At 59.8% G+C, this 18,216-nt stretch carries 17 protein-coding genes; 12 read left to right on the plus strand and 5 right to left on the minus strand.

The window, feature by feature from the left end; translation table 11 throughout:
* Positions 1-148 precede the first annotated feature (148 nt).
* The 4 genes from radC to PAF17_RS06215 form a co-directional block, all read right to left on the minus strand.
* Entirely contained in the window at positions 149-931 is a 783-nt protein-coding gene (radC, locus tag PAF17_RS06200) for a RadC family protein (RefSeq protein WP_271888224.1), read from the minus strand.
* A gap of 54 nt (positions 932-985) precedes the next feature.
* Positions 986-2,146, minus strand: a complete 1,161-nt coding sequence (dnaJ, locus tag PAF17_RS06205; protein ID WP_271888225.1) for a molecular chaperone DnaJ — start codon at positions 2,144-2,146, stop codon at positions 986-988.
* 81 nt (positions 2,147-2,227) lie between these two features.
* Positions 2,228-4,147: a molecular chaperone DnaK gene (dnaK, locus tag PAF17_RS06210; RefSeq protein ID WP_271888226.1), complete on the minus strand. Its 1,920-nt coding sequence runs from the start codon at positions 4,145-4,147 to the stop codon at positions 2,228-2,230.
* Positions 4,148-4,356: 209 nt separating this feature from the next.
* The gene (locus PAF17_RS06215; protein ID WP_271888227.1) at positions 4,357-5,178 is read right to left on the minus strand and encodes an ABC transporter permease; all 822 of its coding nucleotides are present in this window, start codon (positions 5,176-5,178) and stop codon (positions 4,357-4,359) included.
* Between the two features lie 172 nt (positions 5,179-5,350).
* Here PAF17_RS06215 and cysQ point away from each other — a divergent pair, with 172 nt between their 5' ends.
* From cysQ to PAF17_RS06255, 8 genes are all read left to right on the plus strand, one after another.
* Positions 5,351-6,148, plus strand: coding sequence for a 3'(2'),5'-bisphosphate nucleotidase CysQ (gene cysQ / locus PAF17_RS06220; RefSeq protein WP_271888228.1), 798 nt, complete (start codon positions 5,351-5,353; stop codon positions 6,146-6,148).
* Position 6,149: 1 nt separating this feature from the next.
* Positions 6,150-6,950, plus strand: a complete 801-nt coding sequence (gene kdsB / locus PAF17_RS06225; protein ID WP_271888229.1) for a 3-deoxy-manno-octulosonate cytidylyltransferase — start codon at positions 6,150-6,152, stop codon at positions 6,948-6,950.
* Positions 6,951-7,149: 199 nt separating this feature from the next.
* Entirely contained in the window at positions 7,150-8,046 is an 897-nt protein-coding gene (locus PAF17_RS06230) for a UTP--glucose-1-phosphate uridylyltransferase (RefSeq protein WP_271888230.1), read from the plus strand.
* On the plus strand, positions 8,046-9,032 hold the full coding sequence (galE, locus tag PAF17_RS06235; protein ID WP_271888231.1) for a UDP-glucose 4-epimerase GalE: 987 nt from the start codon (positions 8,046-8,048) through the stop codon (positions 9,030-9,032). The genes PAF17_RS06230 and galE overlap by 1 nt, the downstream gene beginning before the upstream one ends.
* Entirely contained in the window at positions 9,029-10,093 is a 1,065-nt protein-coding gene (locus PAF17_RS06240; RefSeq protein ID WP_271888232.1) for a glycosyltransferase family 2 protein, read from the plus strand. Before galE ends, PAF17_RS06240 begins: the two co-directional genes overlap by 4 nt.
* A gap of 101 nt (positions 10,094-10,194) precedes the next feature.
* Entirely contained in the window at positions 10,195-11,211 is a 1,017-nt protein-coding gene (locus PAF17_RS06245; RefSeq protein ID WP_271888233.1) for a glycosyltransferase family 2 protein, read from the plus strand.
* Entirely contained in the window at positions 11,208-12,896 is a 1,689-nt protein-coding gene (locus tag PAF17_RS06250) for a DUF5927 domain-containing protein (protein ID WP_271888234.1), read from the plus strand. The genes PAF17_RS06245 and PAF17_RS06250 overlap by 4 nt, the downstream gene beginning before the upstream one ends.
* A complete protein-coding gene (locus tag PAF17_RS06255) occupies positions 12,893-14,302 on the plus strand; it encodes a hypothetical protein (protein ID WP_271888235.1) in 1,410 nt (469 codons plus the stop codon). The genes PAF17_RS06250 and PAF17_RS06255 overlap by 4 nt, the downstream gene beginning before the upstream one ends.
* A 22-nt stretch (positions 14,303-14,324) precedes the next feature.
* Here the strand turns inward: PAF17_RS06255 and PAF17_RS06260 are convergent, their stop codons facing one another.
* Positions 14,325-15,713 carry a phosphohexomutase domain-containing protein gene (locus PAF17_RS06260; RefSeq protein ID WP_408636384.1) on the minus strand — a complete coding sequence of 463 codons (1,389 nt, stop codon included), beginning with the start codon at positions 15,711-15,713 and terminating at the stop codon, positions 14,325-14,327.
* 140 nt (positions 15,714-15,853) lie between these two features.
* Between PAF17_RS06260 and PAF17_RS06265 the strand changes: the two genes are divergently transcribed.
* The 4 genes from PAF17_RS06265 (at position 15,854) to arfB (ending at position 18,203) form a co-directional block, all read left to right on the plus strand.
* The gene (locus tag PAF17_RS06265) at positions 15,854-16,255 is read left to right on the plus strand and encodes a ketosteroid isomerase-related protein (protein ID WP_271888236.1); all 402 of its coding nucleotides are present in this window, start codon (positions 15,854-15,856) and stop codon (positions 16,253-16,255) included.
* Positions 16,252-16,836 (plus strand): GNAT family N-acetyltransferase, encoded by a 585-nt coding sequence (locus PAF17_RS06270; protein ID WP_271888237.1) that lies wholly within the window; start codon positions 16,252-16,254, stop codon positions 16,834-16,836. Before PAF17_RS06265 ends, PAF17_RS06270 begins: the two co-directional genes overlap by 4 nt.
* The gene (locus PAF17_RS06275; RefSeq protein WP_271888238.1) at positions 16,833-17,711 is read left to right on the plus strand and encodes a carbon-nitrogen hydrolase family protein; all 879 of its coding nucleotides are present in this window, start codon (positions 16,833-16,835) and stop codon (positions 17,709-17,711) included. The genes PAF17_RS06270 and PAF17_RS06275 overlap by 4 nt, the downstream gene beginning before the upstream one ends.
* A gap of 69 nt (positions 17,712-17,780) precedes the next feature.
* Complete coding sequence (gene arfB, locus PAF17_RS06280; RefSeq protein WP_271888239.1) at positions 17,781-18,203, plus strand: alternative ribosome rescue aminoacyl-tRNA hydrolase ArfB; 423 nt, start codon at positions 17,781-17,783, stop codon at positions 18,201-18,203.
* Positions 18,204-18,216: the final 13 nt, after the last annotated feature.

Raw genomic sequence — 18,216 nt, forward strand, 5'->3', positions numbered from 1 at the left:
CGCGGTTCTAGCGTTCAAATATCTGTCAGTCCAGACGATAACCCCGTGCGTGGCGACACATCTCATCCCATCTGTTGGAAAATTGTCGCGACAGGCTTGATGAACATGCCCGAAGGGCGCGGTCACGGGCCCATTCGTCGCGCTGCATTCACAGCAACCCCTGAGAGCGAAAGCTGAGTTCACGGGATTTCCCGATGATCAGGTGGTCGTGAATGGTGATTCCCATGCAATCCGCGGCTTGTGCGATCCGTGCCGTCATCGAGATATCTGCTTCGGACGGGGTGGGGTCGCCCGAGGGGTGGTTATGCACCAGGATCAGAGCGGAGGCGTTCAGTTCGAGCGCGCGCCGGATAATCTCTCGGGGGTAGACGGGCACGTGGTCGACCGTGCCCTGGCCTTGTTCGTCATCGGCGATCAGCACGTTCTTGCGATCAAGAAACAGGACGCGGAACTGTTCGGTTTCCCGGTGCGCCATGGTCGTGTGGCAATAGTCCAGCAGGGCCTGCCATCCCGACAGGACGGGCCGGTTGATGACCTTGGCGCGGGCAAGGCGCTGTGCCGCAGATTCGACGATCTTCAGCTCGGTGATGACGGCGGGGCCGACGCCTGCAACATCGGACAGGCGGGCCGGAGGCGCGGACAGCACGCGATTGAAATCGCCGAAACGCTCGATCAAAGCACGCGCCAGCGGTTTCACATCCTGTCGCGGTATGGCGCGAAACAACACCAGCTCCAGCAATTCGTAATCCGGCATCGAAGCGGCGCCGCCATTCATGAAACGCTCGCGCAGACGGGCCCGGTGATCGGACAGATAGGATGGCGGATGTTTTTGCCTGCCCTGTGTCGGCACGGCTGCAAGGCCGGAGACATCATCCGGGGCGGGCGTGAACAATGGAAGGGGCATTTCCCCGAAGGCACGTTTCTGGTCCATGCCGTGAATGTGGCGCGCCAACCATGAAGAACAGGTTAACGCGCCGCATTTTGTTTAGCGGGTCATGTCGTCCCAGAAGCCTTTGACCTTGTTGAAAAAGTTGTCTGATTGCGGGCTGTTGTCGGCCTTTTCGGCCTCGAATTCGCGCAGCAACTCTTTCTGGCGGGCGGTCAGGTTCACCGGTGTTTCGACGACCAGTTCGATCAGCATGTCGCCCATATCGCCCTGTGCGCCGGCGCCGTGGCGCAGGGGCGGCATGCCCTTTCCGCGCAGGCGCATCTGGCGACCCGACTGGCTGCCGGCGGGAACCTTGACGCGGGTGCGCCCGCCATCAATGGTCGGAACCTCAACCTCGCCGCCAAGCGCGGCCGACGCCATGCTGACAGGCACCTGACAGGCAAGGGTCTTGCCCTCGCGCAGAAAGATGTCGTGGTCCTTGACCTCGACGAATATATAAAGATCACCTGCGGGGCCACCGCGCAGGCCGGCCTCACCTTCCCCGGCAAGACGGATGCGGGTGCCGGTTTCGACGCCGGCCGGGATATTGACCGACAATGTCCGTTCGCGTTCGATGCGACCAGCGCCGTGGCAGGCCTTGCAGGGATTCTTGACGATCTGACCCTGACCGCCACAGGTGGGGCAGGTGCGCTCGACCGTGAAAAAGCCTTGCTGCGCGCGAACCTTGCCCATGCCGCCACATGTCGGGCAGCTGGCGGGCTGGGTCGCGCCTTCGGCGCCAGTGCCGTCGCATTCATCGCATGCGACCGAGCCGGGCACCGTGATCGATTTCTGCAAGCCGCGATAGGCGTCTTCCAGGGAAACATGCAGGTTGTAGCGCAGATCCTGACCGCGTTGCGCGCGAGAGCGTCCGCCGCCGCCGCGCCGCCCGCCCATCATGTCGCCGAACAGATCTTCGAAGACATCGGCAAATGCGGAACCGAAATCACCCGGATGTCCGCCCGCACCGCCACGTGCGCCCATGCCGCCATTCTCGAATGCAGCGTGGCCGAATCGGTCATAGGCGGCTTTTTTCTGTCCGTCCTTCAGGCAGTCATAGGCTTCGTTGGCTTCCTTGAAGCGCGATTCGGCCTGTGAATCGTCCTTGTTGCGATCAGGGTGCAGCTCTTTCGCCTTTTTGCGAAAGGCTTTCTTGATTTCTTCTGCAGAGGCCCCGCGCGAGACGCCCAGAACCTCGTAATAGCATCGCTTGGCCATCATCGTTCCTGTTCACTTGCCCCAATGAAATGGCCGGCCCGCGATGTGCTGCGGACCGGCCCGATAGGGGTGCGGCCCGGATCAGCCGCGGTTCTTGTCGTCGCCGAGATCTTCGAAATCGGCATCCACGATGTCGTCATCGACATCACGCGGCGAATCGTCGCCCCCGTCGTCGGCAGCCTCTTCCGAGCCCTGCTGCGCCTTGTAGATTGCCTCGCCCAGCTTCATGGACGCGTCCATGACGTTCTGGATGCCGGATTTGATCTTGCCGGCATCTTCGGATTTCAGCGCCTCTTCAAGCGCGCCGATTGCCAGTTCGATGGCCTCGACGGTCGAACTGTCGACCTTGTCACCGTGATCTTCCAGCGATTTCCGGGTGCTGTGGATCAGGCTTTCGGCCTGGTTCGTGGCTTCGACCAGTTCGCGACGGTCCTTGTCGGCCTCGGCATTGGCTTCGGCGTCCTTCACCATCCGGTCGATATCTTCGTCCGACAGGCCGCCCGAGGCCTGGATGGTGATGTTCTGTTCCTTGCCGGTGCCCTTGTCCTTGGCCGAAACCGAGACGATGCCGTTGGCGTCGATGTCGAAGGTCACCTCGATCTGGGGCATGCCGCGCGGTGCAGGCGGGATGTCTTCCAGGTTGAACTGACCCAGCATCTTGTTGTCGGCGGCCATCTCACGCTCGCCCTGGAAGACCCGGATCGTCACGGCGTTCTGGTTGTCTTCGGCGGTCGAGAAGATCTGCGACTTCTTGGTCGGGATCGTGGTGTTGCGGTCGATCAGGCGGGTGAACACGCCACCCAGCGTCTCGATGCCCAGGGACAGCGGGGTCACGTCCAGCAGAACGACGTCCTTGACGTCACCCTGCAGAACGCCGGCCTGAATGGCGGCGCCCAGTGCCACGACTTCGTCCGGGTTCACGCCCTTATGCGGCTCCTTGCCGAAAAAATCGGTCACTTCCGCAATGACTTTCGGCATGCGGGTCATGCCGCCGACCAGAACGACCTCGTCGATCTCGCCCTTGCTGACGCCGGCGTCCTTCAGGGCCTCTTGAACCGGCTTCATGGTGCGCTTGATCAGGTCGTTGACCAGGCTTTCCAGCTTGGCGCGGGTCAGTTTCATGACCATGTGCAGCGGCGTGCCCGAATCCTTGTCCATCGAAATGAACGGCTGGTTGATTTCGGTCTGGCTGCTGCTGGACAGTTCGATCTTGGCTTTTTCTGCGGCCTCTTTCAGGCGCTGAAGGGCCATCTTGTCCTTGGTCAGATCGACGCCGTGCTCTTTCTTGAACTCTTCGGCGAGGAAGTTGACGATGCGCATGTCGAAGTCTTCGCCGCCAAGGAACGTGTCCCCATTGGTCGATTTCACTTCGAACAGGCCGTCATCGATTTCCAAAATGGTGATGTCGAAGGTTCCGCCACCAAGGTCATAAACCGCGATGGTCTTGGTTTCCTTCTTGTCCAGACCATAGGCCAGGGCGGCTGCGGTCGGCTCGTTGATGATGCGCAGGACTTCGAGGCCCGCGATCTTGCCGGCGTCTTTCGTGGCCTGACGCTGTGCGTCGTTGAAATAGGCCGGGACGGTGATGACGGCCTGCGTCACGTCTTCGCCCAGATAGGATTCGGCGGTTTCCTTCATTTTCTGAAGGATCATCGCGCTGACCTGTGCGGGCGAATATTTTTCGCCCTTCACTTCGACCCAGGCGTCGCCATTGCCACCATCGACGATGGAATAGGGAACCAGTTTCTTGTCTTTTTCGACGGCTTCGTCATTGGTGCGGCGGCCGATCAGGCGCTTGACGGCAAAGACGGTGTTGCTTGGATTCGTGACGGCCTGGCGTTTGGCGGCCTGTCCGACCAGACGCTCGCCATCGGTGAAGCCGACGATCGAGGGCGTGGTGCGCGCGCCTTCACTGTTTTCGATGACCTTCGGCTGGCTGCCATCCATGATGGCGACGCAGCTGTTGGTGGTGCCGAGGTCGATCCCGATAACTTTGGACATAGATGTAACCTTTCTTGCGGCGATAAGTTGGACCTTGGGTCCGTTACGGCCCCCGCAGTCCGATCCCGTTAATGATATCTGTGCCCGGACGCAGCCGGACGCTTCGTGGGTGTATATAGGGATGGTTTTCGGACCCGCAAGCGCCCCTTGGGGGCAAATTTGGCCGCATTTCGGGGTTCATCGCGTGATTCTTGCCTGGGGCCGTGACGTCAGTGCCCTGCGGACCAGCTGAGCGATTCGTGCTTGCGTGTCGAGAAATTGATCAGCAGCCCGACCATCATCGCCCCCAGTGAAAACCAGATCGCATAATAGGGGTCGGTCTTCTGGGGCGTGTAATTCGTGAACAGAAATCCGCGCATCTGGTCAATGATGTGAAACAGCGGATTCCAGATGAACCAGGGCAGCATGAAATTGGGCAGCACATTGGCGACGAACATCTTGCCCGAGGCGAACATGTTGATACGTTGATAGGCGGTCGCCATCAGGGCAGAGGCCTTTGGCGCCCAGGGCCGGATTCCAAGAAAGACCAGCCCGACGCAAACACCTGAAAACCAGGCTTCCAGATACATCGCCAATGCGCCGACGGGCTGGGATATCGTGATCGGCCCGAACAGCACATGATACAGCCCCAATATCGCGAGGCAGCTGATCGTTTGCCGATACAGGACCGCAATCGCGGCGGCCGCGATCAGCACGGCCGGGTTCAACGGCTCATGCTTGATCAGGCCGCCCGAGATCGAATGGCTGCCCGATACCGCGCTGACCGTTTTGACATGGGTCATGAACATGAAGATGCCCGACATGATATAGAGGATGAAATCCCCCCTGATCGGCGATTGCCTGACCCCGAGAACCATGAAGATCACCAGGAATGCCGCCATGAAGATCATGGTTTGCGCGATCGTGATCAGCAGGCCGATGACCGCATTCCGGTGGTCGGTGCGCAGGTTGTAGACCGCCTGATGATAGATCAGTGTCAGTGTCTTGCCTGCGGCTTCGAAGATATTGCGGCTATGTCGTTGGTTGAACACGTGGGCGGTTCCGTTTGCCGTGACTGTTACACAAAACCGTCGGTCGGGCGCGACGCATGGTCCTGTTTGCCGACCAGAGCTTGCCCAAGCCGCTTGGCATGAGCATAAGAGGACTTGGCCGGTCGGACAATCGCCAGTCCGTCGCAGGGTGAATGATGGGAAGGAATATTACATGCAATTTGATCGACTGACCGCCGAAATGCGCCGCCTAGCGCTGCTGGCCGGTGAGAGGATCATGGAGATCTATGCCGCCGAGGATTTCGACGTGCGCGCAAAATCCGATGCTTCCCCCGTGACCGAGGCCGACGAAGCCGCCGATGCCATCATCTCGGCCGGCCTGCGCGAAGCGTTCCCCGACATTCCGTTGGTGACCGAGGAGCAATCCGCCACCCACGATCAGGCGATTTCGACCTTTCTCATCGTGGATCCGCTGGATGGAACCAAGGAATTCATCAAGCGCCGCGGCGATTTTACCGTGAACATTGCCTATGTCGAAAACGGCGTGCCGGTGCGCGGCGTGGTTTATGCACCCGCCAAGCAGCGACTTTTCTATACCACCGCTGATGGCCGTTCGGTCGAGGAAAAGGCCCCGTTCGGTGAACAGCCGGGTGAAACCATGCCCGTGGGTGTCAATCCGATGCCCGACAATCGCGGGCTGATGGTCGTGGCATCCAAATCGCACCGCGATGCGGCAACGGATGAATATATCGCCAAATACGGCGTGCGCGACATGACCAGCGCCGGATCGTCGCTGAAATTCTGCCTGGTCGCCACCGGCGAGGCGGATCTGTATCCGCGTCTGGGCCGCACGATGGAATGGGATACCGCTGCAGGTGATGCCGTTCTGCGCGGCGCCGGGGGCGAGGTGGTGCGCTTTGACGATCACAGCCCCCTCGGCTATGGCAAGCCCGGTTTCGAGAACCCGTTTTTCATCGCCTTCGCCCCGGGCGTCCTGTTGGTAAAGAACTAATATGTCTGTCGTTATCATCATCCCCGCCCGCCATGCCTCCAGCCGCTACCCGGGTAAGCCGCTTGTGGATCTGAAAGGCGCGTCCGGAGAGCCGCGCAGCCTGATCCGTCGCAGCTGGGATGCCGCCGTCGCCGTGACAGGCGTTGATCGTGTCGTCGTGGCGACCGATGACGAACGTATCCGCGATCATGCCAGCGGCTTCGGGGCCGAGGTCGTGATGACCTCGACGGAATGCCGCAATGGCACCGAGCGTTGTGCCGAGGCAATAGCGAATTTGGGGATCTCGCCCGAGATCGTCGTCAATCTGCAAGGTGACGCCCCCCTGACGCCGGCCTGGTTCGTCGAAGATCTGATTGCCGGTCTGCGCGCCGATTCACAGGCCGGTGTGGCCACGCCGGTTTTGCGCTGTTCGGGAAAGATGCGTGCCGATCTGATCGCCGACCGGATGGCAGGGCGCGTTGGTGGCACGACTGCGGTTTTCGGCGCCGAGAATCAGGCGCTCTATTTTTCCAAGGAGGTCGTGCCTTATGCGGCGGGCGATTTCGGGGATGATCAGGACAGTCCGGTGTTCCACCATGTCGGTGTCTATGCCTATAGGCCCGAAGCGCTTGCCTCATATAACGAATGGGGTGAAGGGCCACTGGAACGGCTGGAAGGGCTGGAACAGCTGCGGTTCCTTGAGCGGGGTCAACGGATCCTGTGTGTGCAGGTCGAATCGCGGGGGCGCCAGTTCTGGGAACTAAACAACCCCGAGGACGTTCCTCGGCTTGAGACGATGATGAAAGAGATGGGAATCGACTGACGGGCCGCCCCGTGGCCCCGATTTTCCGGGGTTCGGCGAAGTTATGCCTTGAATTGAAGGTATCAGATTGGCGTCTGTGCGTCCGATCATGTAGTTTTGCGGTGCGCGGATGAAATATGCCGCGCCAAGGTTTTTGTTGTAAGGTAGGGTGCGGATACCCCGCCCTTGATAGTTTGAAGTCGAGCAAAGGTGCTGTGCTATGAGTCGTAAGGTAACAAAGGCCATTTTCCCTGTGGCCGGTCTGGGAACGCGTTTTCTGCCTGCGACAAAGAGTATTCCGAAAGAGATCATGACGCTGGTTGATCGCCCGTTGATCCAATATGCGATCGACGAGGCCCGGGCAGCGGGGATCAAGGAATTCATCTTCGTCACGTCGCGCGGCAAGGGCGCATTGGAAGACTATTTCGACCACGCGCATGAGCTGGAAACCAGCCTCAAGAAATCGGGCAAGACGGCTCTGCTGGACATTCTGCGCGAAACCAACATGGAATCGGGTGCCATCGCCTATATCCGCCAGCACAAGGCCCTTGGGTTGGGGCATGCGGTCTGGTGCGCACGCCGACTGCTGTCCGAGGATGAGCCTTTTGCGGTGATCCTGACCGATGACGTCATCAAGGGCGAGCCACCTTGCCTGCAACAGATGATCGAAGCCTATGGCGAAACGGGCGGCAGCATGGTTGCCACGATGGAGGTTCCGCCCGAAAAGGCGCAGTCCTATGGTGTTCTGGATGTCAGCGAGGACATGGGGGCGATCGTCAAGGCGCGCGGCATGGTCGAGAAGCCTGCGCTCGGAACGGCGCCGTCGAATTTGGCCGTGATCGGGCGTTATATCCTGGCGCCGACCGTCATGAAGAACCTGAACAAGCTGAAGGCGGGGTCGGGCGGCGAAATTCAGCTGACGGACGCTATTGCCGATGAAATTCAGGCTGGGCGCGGCGTCTATGGGCTGCGCTTCCGCGGGCAGCGCTTCGATTGCGGTTCGAAGGCCGGCTTCTTGCAGGCGACCGTGGCCTTTGGGTTGGAACGGGACGAGCTGCGCGAAGAATTTGCCGAGTATCTCAATGATGTCGTCGCGCTGAACCGGGCCGCCGAGTAATGTCTGACACAGTATTGGTGACCGGCGGAGCCGGTTATATCGGGTCGCATGCGTGCAAGGCCCTGTCGCGGGCTGGATATGTTCCGGTCACATTGGACAACCTGTCGACCGGCTGGCGCGATGCGGTGAAATTCGGTCCTCTGGTCGAGGCAGACCTGCTCGATCGCGCCGCGCTGGATCGGGCATTCGCCGAATATCAGCCCATGGCCGTGATGCATTTTGCCGCGCTGAGCCAGGTGGGTGAAGCCATGGCCGAGCCGGGAAAATACTGGCGCAACAATGTCTCGGGGTCACTGAACCTGATCGAGTCCGCTATTGCCGCAGGGTGCGGGAACTTTGTATTCAGCTCGACCTGTGCGACCTATGGTGATCGCGATGGCGAGGTGCTGAACGAAGATACGGCGCAGGCGCCGCTGAACGCCTATGGCGCCAGCAAGCGTGCGATCGAGGATATGCTGGTCGATTTCAGCGCCTCGCATAGGTTGCGTCACGTCATCTTTCGCTATTTCAATGTTGCGGGGGCCGATCCCGATGCAGAGGTCGGTGAATTTCATCAGCCCGAGACCCATCTTATTCCACTGATTCTGGACGCGGTTGACGGCAAACGCGCGGCGCTGACGATACACGGGACCGATTATCCGACGCCTGACGGAACTTGTATCCGCGATTACGTCCATGTGGCCGACCTGGTAGATGCCCATATCCGGGGGTTGGAATGGCTGCGCGAGGACAAGGGCGATCGTGTCTTTTGCCTTGGCACCGGTGAAGGTTTCTCGGTGCGCGAAGTTGTGGATGCAACGCGTCATGTGACCAACCGCCCGGTTCCCATGCATGACGGCCCGCGCCGCGGGGGGGATGCGGTCAAACTGGTTTGCGGCAGCAAGCGCGCAAGGGATGAGCTGGGCTGGTCGCCTTCGCGGTCCTCGATGCAGCAGATGATCGGTGACGCCTGGCGTTGGCATCAGAACGGGTCTTACGCGCGTTGACGGGGTTGGCCGCCAGCATTGGCGGCCGCCTTCGGCGTGGCTGGTCGGCATATCGGTTGCGCTGGAAGCGGAGAGAGCTGCTGTGGCGCGCGATACGCGCCCGCAAGAACCTGACGCCTGTTGCTGACCGCACCGCGAAAATCGGACCGGATGGTGTTCTGGTTTTTGTCACCCTGCGCAATGAACTGGGCCGGTTGCCAGAGTTTCTGACCCATTATCGCCGGCTTGGGGTGTCGCATTTTCTTGTGGTCGACAATGACAGCGATGATGGCACAACTGCCTTGTTGCGTGCGCAACCCGATGTTTCGTTATGGCGCGCCGCCGGTTCCTATCGCGATTCCCGCTTTGGCATGGATTGGCTGGGGGCGCTGTTGATGCGTTACGGTCACGGGCATTGGTGCGTGACCGTCGACGCCGATGAATTGCTGGTCTATCCCGATTGCGACGGCCATGATCTGCGGGAACTGACCACGTTCCTTGGCCGGCGGAACATTCCTGCGATCGGGGGCTTGATGCTGGATCTGTATCCGCGCGGACCTCTTGGCCGCGCCGATGCGCCCAATGGTGCGCCGCTTGCCGATCGGCTTCCCTTTTTTGACGAAGGGCCATATCGGTGCCGCGTACAGCAGCCAAGGCGCAATCGCTGGGTGCAGGGAGGTGCGCGCGAACGATGCTTCTTCGCGGATCGGCCTGAACGTTCGCCGACGTTGAACAAGCTGCCATTGGTGCTTTGGAACCGTCGCTATGCCTATGTGAATTCGACCCATTCGATGCTGCCACCATCCTTGAACGACCTGTATGACGGACCGGCGGATGAACGGTTGTCCTGCGTCTTGTTGCATAGCAAGTTCCTGCCCGAAATCGTCGCGAAATCACGCGAGGAACTGGACCGGCGACAACATTTCAACGACCCTGATCTATATACGGATTACCACCGGCGCCTCGCCCTGGCGCCGACGCTATGGCATGCCGGATCCTGCCGCTATGAAGGCACCGCGCAGCTTGAGGCTTTGGGTCTGATGCATTCGGGTGACTGGTCGCGGCGCGAACAACGTGGTTGAACCACAATTCACGCGTGAAATATCTTGCGGAAGATGGTCCGAGCCTGCATGTCGGCAAGGATGAATGCGAAAGTGACAAGTTTGAAGTGATCAGGCGTCCTATGAAACCTGCTCTGCCCGATCGATTTCGCCGCCGTGCGCAACGCCAATGGCTGATTGGCCGCGCCATCAGGCGGCGCGGTGTCCTGCGCGAGGTTTCGAACCGGACTGGCGATATCAGATCGGGCGATATTCTGGCCTTTGTCACGCAAAGAAACGAACGTATCCGACTGCCGTATTTCCTTGATTACTATCGTGATCTCGGAGTGTCGCATTTCTTGTTTGTTGACAATGACAGCAATGATGGCAGCGCGGATTTTCTGCGCCAGCAGCGGGACGTATCATGCTGGACGACCAGGGCCAGCTACAAGAAAGCGCGATTCGGGATGGACTGGATCAACTGGCTGTTGATGCGCTATGGCCGAAATCACTGGTGCCTGACCGTCGATCCGGACGAGTTTCTTGTTTATCCCCATTGCGACAGCCGTTCATTGCCGGCCCTGACCAACTGGCTGGACAATTCCGGGCGGCGGTCCTTTTCCGCGATGTTGTTGGATATGTATCCGCGCGGCGCATTGGATGAACAGATCTACCAGGAGGGGCAGGATCCATTGAGCATCGCGTGCTGGTTCGATCCGGCGAATTACGCGATTTCCAAGAACCACTACTATGGGAATCTCTGGATTCAGGGCGGGCCTCGCACGCGGGCGTTCTTTTCGCATGATCCGTTGCGCGGTCCCGCGCTGAACAAGATTCCACTGGTCAAATGGCATTGGCGCTATGCCTATGTCAGTTCGACTCATATGTTGCTGCCGATGTCGCTCAATCAGGTTTATGACGAGGATGGCGGCGAAATGGCCTCGGGCTGTTTGCTCCATGCCAAGTTCCTGTCCACATTCGCCGAGAAATCGACCGAAGAGCTGGATCGACGGCAGCATTACGCCAATAGCCAGGAATATCGGGCCTATAGCGCGGGTCTGCAAAGCGGCAGCACGCTTTGGTGCCGTGAATCGCGCGCGTATCAGGATTGGCGGCAACTGGAAGATATTGGCCTGATTTCGCGGGGAAATTGGGCATGAGCGGCAATATCATGCTGGGGGTCGTTCTGTTGTGCCATGCCGACCTGGACATGGCCGCAAGGATGGCGCGGATCTGGGCCGAGGGTGGTGCACGGGTTGCGATCCATGTCGATGCCAAGGCCGGTGCCGATGACTTCGCCACGATGCAGGCCGCGCTTTGCGATCTGGAGAACGTGGTGTTCACGGCCCGGCATCGTTGCGACTGGGGGCGTTTTAGCCTGGTCAGGGCCACTCAGGATGCGGCCGAAACGTTGTTGCACCGGTTTCCCGACCTGACGCATGTCTATCTTGCCTCGGGGTCGTGCCTGCCGCTGCGCCCGGTGCAGGAACTGACCGGATTTCTTGGTCTTGCGCCAGACCGTGACCATATCGAAAGCGTCAGCGCCTACGAGGTTGGCTGGACCGTCGGGGGGCTGAACGATGAACGGTTCTCGTTGTGGTTTCCCTTTGACTGGCGCAAGCAACGCTGGTTGTTCGACCGCTGCGTCGAATTTCAGCGCCGTCGCGGCCTGCGAAGGAAATTGCCCAAGGGGATCGCTCCGCATTTGGGGTCGCAATGGTGGTGCCTGACCGCCGAAACCTTGCGTGCCATTCTGAACGATCCGCGGCGGCAGGAATTCGACCGCTATTTCAGGCTGACCTGGATACCGGATGAGAGCTATTTTCAAACGCTGGCACGGCGACATTCCGCACGGATCGACAGCAGATCGCTGACGCTTGCGAAATTCGATCACAAGGGGCGACCCTTTCAACTGTATGACGATCACACGCGGATGTTGCAGGAATCGCGTTGCTTTGTGGCCCGTAAGGTGTGGCCGGGGGCAACGGGGCTTCTGGGTCATTTCCCGGTGACGCCGACAGAAGCGCTGGATCTGTCGGCGCCACGACCGGCGCGTATCCTGCGCGCCATCAACAAGACTGTCAGCCGCCGAACAAGGGGGCGGCCGGGGCTGTATATGCAAAGCAGGTATCCGCGCAAGGATTCCGAGAACGGCAAGACCTCTGGCCCCTATGCGCTGTTTCAGGGGTTCAGCGACATTTTTCCAGAATTTGAAACATGGCTGGGCCAGCATTTGTCGGCTGATGTGCATGGTCATCTGCTGGGGCCTGAACGCGCCGAGTTCGCGGGCAGGCCCAAGATCGGCCCGGGGGCAATTCCCGATGGCGTTGCCCTGCGCGATCGCGATGCACAGGGTTTTCTGACCTCGCTGATCCGTATTTCCCCGCGCATGCAGGTGTTTCAGTTCAGCCCGCGCGATAATCAGGTTCTGAACTGGTTCATGGCCACGGACCCTAATGCGCATCTGTTCGTCGTGACCGGCGCCTGGATGCTGCCATTGCTGCATTCGGAGATGCCGTTTGACGATGTGCGCCGTGCGGCCGTCTGGCTGCAGCGCGCAGAACTGGAACAGATCGAGGTGCTGAATTCGGTCTGGGTCAAGGCGCGGGTCCAGCTGCATGAATTGTCGGATTTCCTGGCCCGTCCGCAGGCTATCCTGAACGAAGCTGTGCAACAGCTTGAACCACGCGCCCCAGCCCTGACCGGTCTGCCGCAAATGCGCGACATGTCCGGCCTGGCCGATCTGTTGCAGCGTTTGCAGAATTCGGGGTTGGTGCCGCGCCTGACCGGCGATGACCTGTTGTTGTCGCCCCCCTCGGACACGCAGAGGACCGCAGCAGAATGACACAGAAATTTCGCAGCTTCGTGATCTTCGCCGAGATGCGGACCGGTTCCAACCTGCTTGAGGCGACCCTGAACGGTCTGCGGAAGGTCACCTGTTTCGGCGAAGCCTTCAACCCGTTCATGATGGGGTGGCCGGACAAGGACGAATTGCAGGGCATCACGCGGGCCGAACGCGAAGAAGATCCCCACCGTCTGTTGAACAAGCTGTTTGACAAACCCGGGCATCTGCCGGGGTTCCGCTATTTTCACGATCACGATCCGCGCGTTCTGGATGCGATCATCGACAATCGTGACTGTGCCAAGATCGTGCTGACGCGCAATCCTCTGGAAAGCTATATCTCGACGCGGCTTGCACGGGAAACCAACCAGTGGAAGCTGAACGAAACCGAGACGGCAATTCCCGCCGCCACGACGTATGACCCGGCCGAGTTCCGCCAGAGCCTGGACGAGATCGAGGCGTTCCAGCTGTCCATTCTTGGCCGTTTACAAGCCAGCGGCCAGACGGCGTTCTGGCTGGGATATGAAGATCTGCGCGATAGTGCCGTCATGACGGGGCTGCTGCACTGGATGGGGCGAACTGATATTGAACAGGTCCAGCCCGCCAATGATCAGGTGCCCCAGAACCCGCGCGAACTGGCCGAAAAGGTCACGAATTTCGACGAGATGCAGGCAGATCTGCACCGGCTCGATCCGTTTGCGTTGCGCAAGGTTCCCAATTTCGAGCCCCGGCGTGGTCCGTCAGTGCCAAGTTTCATGACCACCGAGGCCGGGCGAGGGTTGGTTTTCATGCCGGTTCAGGGCGGCCCGTCGGAAATGGTGCAGGGATGGCTGACGGCATTGGGTGGTGTCGGCGGTCAGTATACCCAGAACAGCCTGCGGCAATGGAAACGCGCCCACCCGGAACATCGCAGCTTCTGCGTGCTGCGCCATCCCCTGTTGCGCGCTTGGGATGGCTTTTTGCACCTGATGATGAACGCCAAACCCGAGTTGCGCCAGCTGATGCGTGATGTGCATCGTGTGCCTTTGCCTGCCGATGAGGCGCTGTCCGACCTGACCGAAAGTGATGCAGAATCGCTGTTTGGTGATTTTCTCGGGTTCTTGAGGCGCAATCTGAACGGTCAGACCACGCTGCCAACGCATCCCAACTGGGCAACGCAATCACAGGTGGTTGCGGGTTTCGCGCGGTTTTCGCAGCCTGACATCCTGATCCGGGAAACGCGGATCAGGACGGATCTCGAATTTTTGTGCCATCAGGCCGGGATTGACGAGCCGCGCCTGGACCGATTGTCACAAGAAACCGGCCCAGAGTTCCTGGCGGACAAGAAACTGGCCGCTGCGGCGCGGGCGGCATATCTGCGCGACTATATTGCCTTTGGCTTTCCCGAAGGGATTTCGCCCGCAGCCTGATCCCGGGTTGCGGGCGCGAAGGTCATGCGCCCAGCAACGCGGCCAGTTCGGCCTGTTTGCGCGCAACCAGATCGGCATCGCCCTCGGCTTCCAGGTTCAGGCGCACCACCGGTTCCGTGTTGGATTTGCGCAGGTTGAACCGCCAATTGCCAAAGCTTAGCGAGACGCCGTCAAGATCGTCGCGACCGCTTGCCTGCCCTTCATAGGCGGCGATAAGGCGCGCGATCGCGGCATCCGGGTCGGCGATCTGGTAATTGGTTTCGCCCGATGACGGATAAAGCCGCATGCGTTCGGACAGCAATTCGGCCAATGTCTTGCCCTTGCGAGATAGCAGTTCCACCATCAGCAGCCAAGGCACCATGCCGCTGTCGCAGTAATAGAAATCGCGGAAATAATGATGCGCCGACATTTCGCCGCCATAGATCGCGCCGACATCGCGCATCTTGCGTTTGATGAAGGCGTGGCCGGTCTTGCTGACGACGGCTTCCCCGCCCGAGCTTTCGATCATTGCACGTGTGTTCATCACGACGCGGGGATCGTGCACGATTTTTTCGCCCGGTGATTTTTCCAGGAATGCGGCCCCCAGCAATCCGACGATATATTCGCCCGGAATGAAGCGGCCATCTTCGTCGAAAAAGAAGCAGCGGTCGAAATCACCATCCCAGGCGACGCCCAGATCGGCATTCTCTGCCTTGACCATGTCCACCGTGGGGGGCTGGTTCTCTGGCAGCAATGGGTTGGGGATGCCGTTGGGAAAGCTGGAATCGACATTGTGATGCATGCGCACGAATGTCAGTGGCGCGCCGCGGCGCTGCAATTCCTCGGCGATGGCGTCAAAGGTTGGTCCGGCGGTTCCGTTCCCGGCATTGACCAGGATTTTCATCGGCTTGAGCGCGGCGACATCGACGAAATCGACCATGGCCCTGGCATAATCCGCGCGGGCATGGCTGAAATCGGTGACGCGCCCTTTCTGGGCCGGGGTGAACTCGCCCGATGTGGCCAGTTCGACAATGGGCGGCAATTCACTTGCCGGGTCCAGGGGTGCCGAACCCTGTCCGACAATCTTCATGCCGTTGTAATTGATCGGATTGTGCGAGGCGGTCACTTCGATACCGCCATCGGTGTCCTGAAATCCGGTGTGGAAATAGACCTCTTCGGTGCCGGCAAGGCCAAGGTCCAGGACATCCGCACCAGCATCGGTCAGCCCGTTGATCAGTGCCGTGGCAAGTTCCGGTGATGATTCGCGGCTGTCGCGGCCGACCACAACGCGCTTTGCATTGCGGGCCTGGGCAAAGGCTCGTCCGATCCGGTAGGCCACATCGGGATCCAGGTTCTTGCCCAGCTCTCCTCTGACATCATACGCCTTGAAACAGGTGATCTCACGCCGGCCAAGGCTGTTCACGTTTGTCATGGCCACAAAACCTCTCTACGCAACTGATGAAGAACCGCTAGCAGTTTGGTGTCAGAATTCAAGCTTGCACTGGTCCTTACGGCTGAGGTGACGCAAAGGATTTTACGCGCTAGAGCACGGTTGAACACAAGGGGGCAGGCATGGACACCGCGCAGCTGATCAACACCTATTTCAAGGCATTCAACGCCGGCGATACCGATGACATGCTGGACTTGCTGCATGATGATATCGAGCATCATGTGAACGAGGGGCAGATTCGCAAGGGCAAAGACCTGTTCGCCAGCTTTAATGCGCATATGACGCGCTGCTATCGCGAAGAGCTGACCGATATGGTGATCTTCGTCAATGATGGTGGCGATCGCGCGGCTGCCGAATTCGTGGTGAACGGTACCTATCTTGAAACGGATGAAGGTTTGCCTGCGGCACAGGGCCAGACCTATCGTCTGCCTGCCGGATCGTTCTTTTCGATACGTGACGGCAAGATCGCGCGTGTCACGACCTATTACAATCTTTCCGACTGGATGGCGCAGGTCACGGGATGACGGTTCACACCAAGGTTCTGACAGGCCCGGAACTGGCCGCTGCAATGGATGACGTGGCGCGGCTGCGGATTGCGGTGTTTCGCGACTGGCCCTACCTTTATGATGGTGACGCCGAATATGAGCGTGACTATCTAAGGGCCTATCAGTCACCGGGTGCGGTTGTGGTGGCGGCCTGCGACGGGGACCGGATCGTGGGGGCTGCGACCGGTGCGCCGATGGCGGATCATGCCGCTGATTTCGCCGAGGCATTTGCCAGCCGACCCGAGCCGCTGTCCAGCATCTTCTACTGCGCGGAATCGATCCTGTTGCCACAATATCGAGGGGCTGGCGTCGGGCATGCGTTCTTTGATGCGCGTGAAGAACATGCGCGTGGGCTGGGTATGCGGTTTTGCGCTTTTTGCAGCGTGATCCGCCCGGACGATCATCCCGCCAGGCCATCGGATTATCGGCCGCTGGACGGTTTCTGGCGTAAACGTGGTTATGCGCCTTTGCCGGGGGTGCAAGCCGGTTTCGCCTGGAAAGATGTCGGTCAGCCCGAAGAAACCGAAAAGCATCTGCAATTCTGGATCCGAGAGCTATGAAGATTGCGGCAGCCGCCTATCCCTTTGACTGGTTTGACGATTTCTCGCAATACGAGGCCAAGATCCGGCATTGGGTCGCCGCGGCGGACGGGGCAGATCTGATGGTCTTTCCCGAATATGGCGCGATGGAGCTTGCATCGCTTGGCGGCCGGGACGTCGCCGGAGATTTGCAACTGAGCCTGTCCGAAGTCGCACGGCATGCCGATCGGGTTGCGCAGCTGCATTGCGACCTGTCGCGGGAACATGATTGCGTCATCCTTGCGGCATCGGGGCCGCATTTTGCGGCTGAACGCCCGGTGAACCGCGCTGCGCTATATGCATCGGGGCAATTGCTGGGGGTTCAGGACAAACACGTCATGACCCGTTTCGAGCGCGAAGATTGGGATGTCATTGGGGGCGAAGGGCTGCGTCTTATTGACACACCGGTCGGACGGGTCGGTATCCTGATCTGCTATGACAGCGAATTTCCCCTGCTTGGTCGGGTTCTGGCCGAGGCGGGCGTGGAAATCCTGCTGGTGCCCAGCTGCACGGATACGGTTGCGGGATTTCATCGTGTTCGCATCGGGGCGATGGCAAGGGCGCTGGAAGGGCAATGTCTCGTCGTGCAGGCGCCGACCGTTGGTGATTGCGCATGGAATCCGGCCATTGATGAAAACCATGGCCGGGCGGCGATCTATGGCCCGCCCGACGGTTTCTGGCCCGAGGATGGCATCGTGGCGCAAGGGGACATGGATCAGCCGGGCTGGGTGATGGCCGAGGTCGACATAGCCCGCGTTGCGCAAAGCCGCCGCGACGGCGCGGTCCTGCCATTCGCCCATTGGCCCGAGACGACCTCGGCCCGGATTATCCAGGCGCATTGCGTTACCGAACTGTAGCAAAAATTTACTACGGCTGGGTTTGTTGACCCTGAACATTCGTGTAACTACGCTCGGATTTTAGCGCCTATGTTACACATTAATGATCATATCAAAATCGAAGAGTGGGAACTTTCCGAGCATTTCACTCGTTCACAAGGCCCGGGAGGGCAAAATGTGAACAAGGTCGAAACGGCTGTCGAATTGCGATTCGAGGCCGGTCGGTCGCCCCATTTGCCCGATCCGGTCAAGGCGCGGCTGCGCAAGTTGGCCGGGCGGAGGTGGACGGCTGATGATGCGGTTCTGATCCTGAGTCAGGAAACGCGCAGCCAGGCGCGCAATCGAGAGATGGCGCGTGAACGGCTGGCTGATCTGATTCGCCGTGCAGCGGTGGCGCCAAAGAAAAGAAAGGCGACAAGGCCGACATTGGGCAGCCAGAAAAGGCGCCTCAAGGCCAAGACGGTTCGAGGGCAGGTCAAGGCCCTGCGTGGGAGGGTAAGTAACGAAGAATGAATGCGATTCGCAC

It is taken from the genome of Paracoccus onchidii, assembly GCF_028294535.1.
Taxonomy (GTDB): Bacteria; Pseudomonadota; Alphaproteobacteria; order Rhodobacterales; family Rhodobacteraceae; genus Paracoccus; species Paracoccus onchidii.

Coding starts and splice junctions, on each gene's coding strand:
- dnaK (WP_271888226.1), bottom strand. CDS start 4,147: ATGTCCAAAGTTATCGGGATCGACCTCGGCACCACCAACAGCTGCGTC.
- radC (WP_271888224.1), bottom strand. CDS start 931: ATGGACCAGAAACGTGCCTTCGGGGAAATGCCCCTTCCATTGTTCACG.
- PAF17_RS06250 (WP_271888234.1), top strand. CDS start 11,208: ATGAGCGGCAATATCATGCTGGGGGTCGTTCTGTTGTGCCATGCCGAC.
- PAF17_RS06270 (WP_271888237.1), top strand. CDS start 16,252: ATGACGGTTCACACCAAGGTTCTGACAGGCCCGGAACTGGCCGCTGCA.
- PAF17_RS06230 (WP_271888230.1), top strand. CDS start 7,150: ATGAGTCGTAAGGTAACAAAGGCCATTTTCCCTGTGGCCGGTCTGGGA.
- arfB (WP_271888239.1), top strand. CDS start 17,781: ATGTTACACATTAATGATCATATCAAAATCGAAGAGTGGGAACTTTCC.
- PAF17_RS06260 (WP_408636384.1), bottom strand. CDS start 15,713: ATGACAAACGTGAACAGCCTTGGCCGGCGTGAGATCACCTGTTTCAAG.
- PAF17_RS06255 (WP_271888235.1), top strand. CDS start 12,893: ATGACACAGAAATTTCGCAGCTTCGTGATCTTCGCCGAGATGCGGACC.
- PAF17_RS06275 (WP_271888238.1), top strand. CDS start 16,833: ATGAAGATTGCGGCAGCCGCCTATCCCTTTGACTGGTTTGACGATTTC.
- galE (WP_271888231.1), top strand. CDS start 8,046: ATGTCTGACACAGTATTGGTGACCGGCGGAGCCGGTTATATCGGGTCG.
- PAF17_RS06265 (WP_271888236.1), top strand. CDS start 15,854: ATGGACACCGCGCAGCTGATCAACACCTATTTCAAGGCATTCAACGCC.
- cysQ (WP_271888228.1), top strand. CDS start 5,351: ATGCAATTTGATCGACTGACCGCCGAAATGCGCCGCCTAGCGCTGCTG.
- kdsB (WP_271888229.1), top strand. CDS start 6,150: ATGTCTGTCGTTATCATCATCCCCGCCCGCCATGCCTCCAGCCGCTAC.
- dnaJ (WP_271888225.1), bottom strand. CDS start 2,146: ATGGCCAAGCGATGCTATTACGAGGTTCTGGGCGTCTCGCGCGGGGCC.
- PAF17_RS06245 (WP_271888233.1), top strand. CDS start 10,195: ATGAAACCTGCTCTGCCCGATCGATTTCGCCGCCGTGCGCAACGCCAA.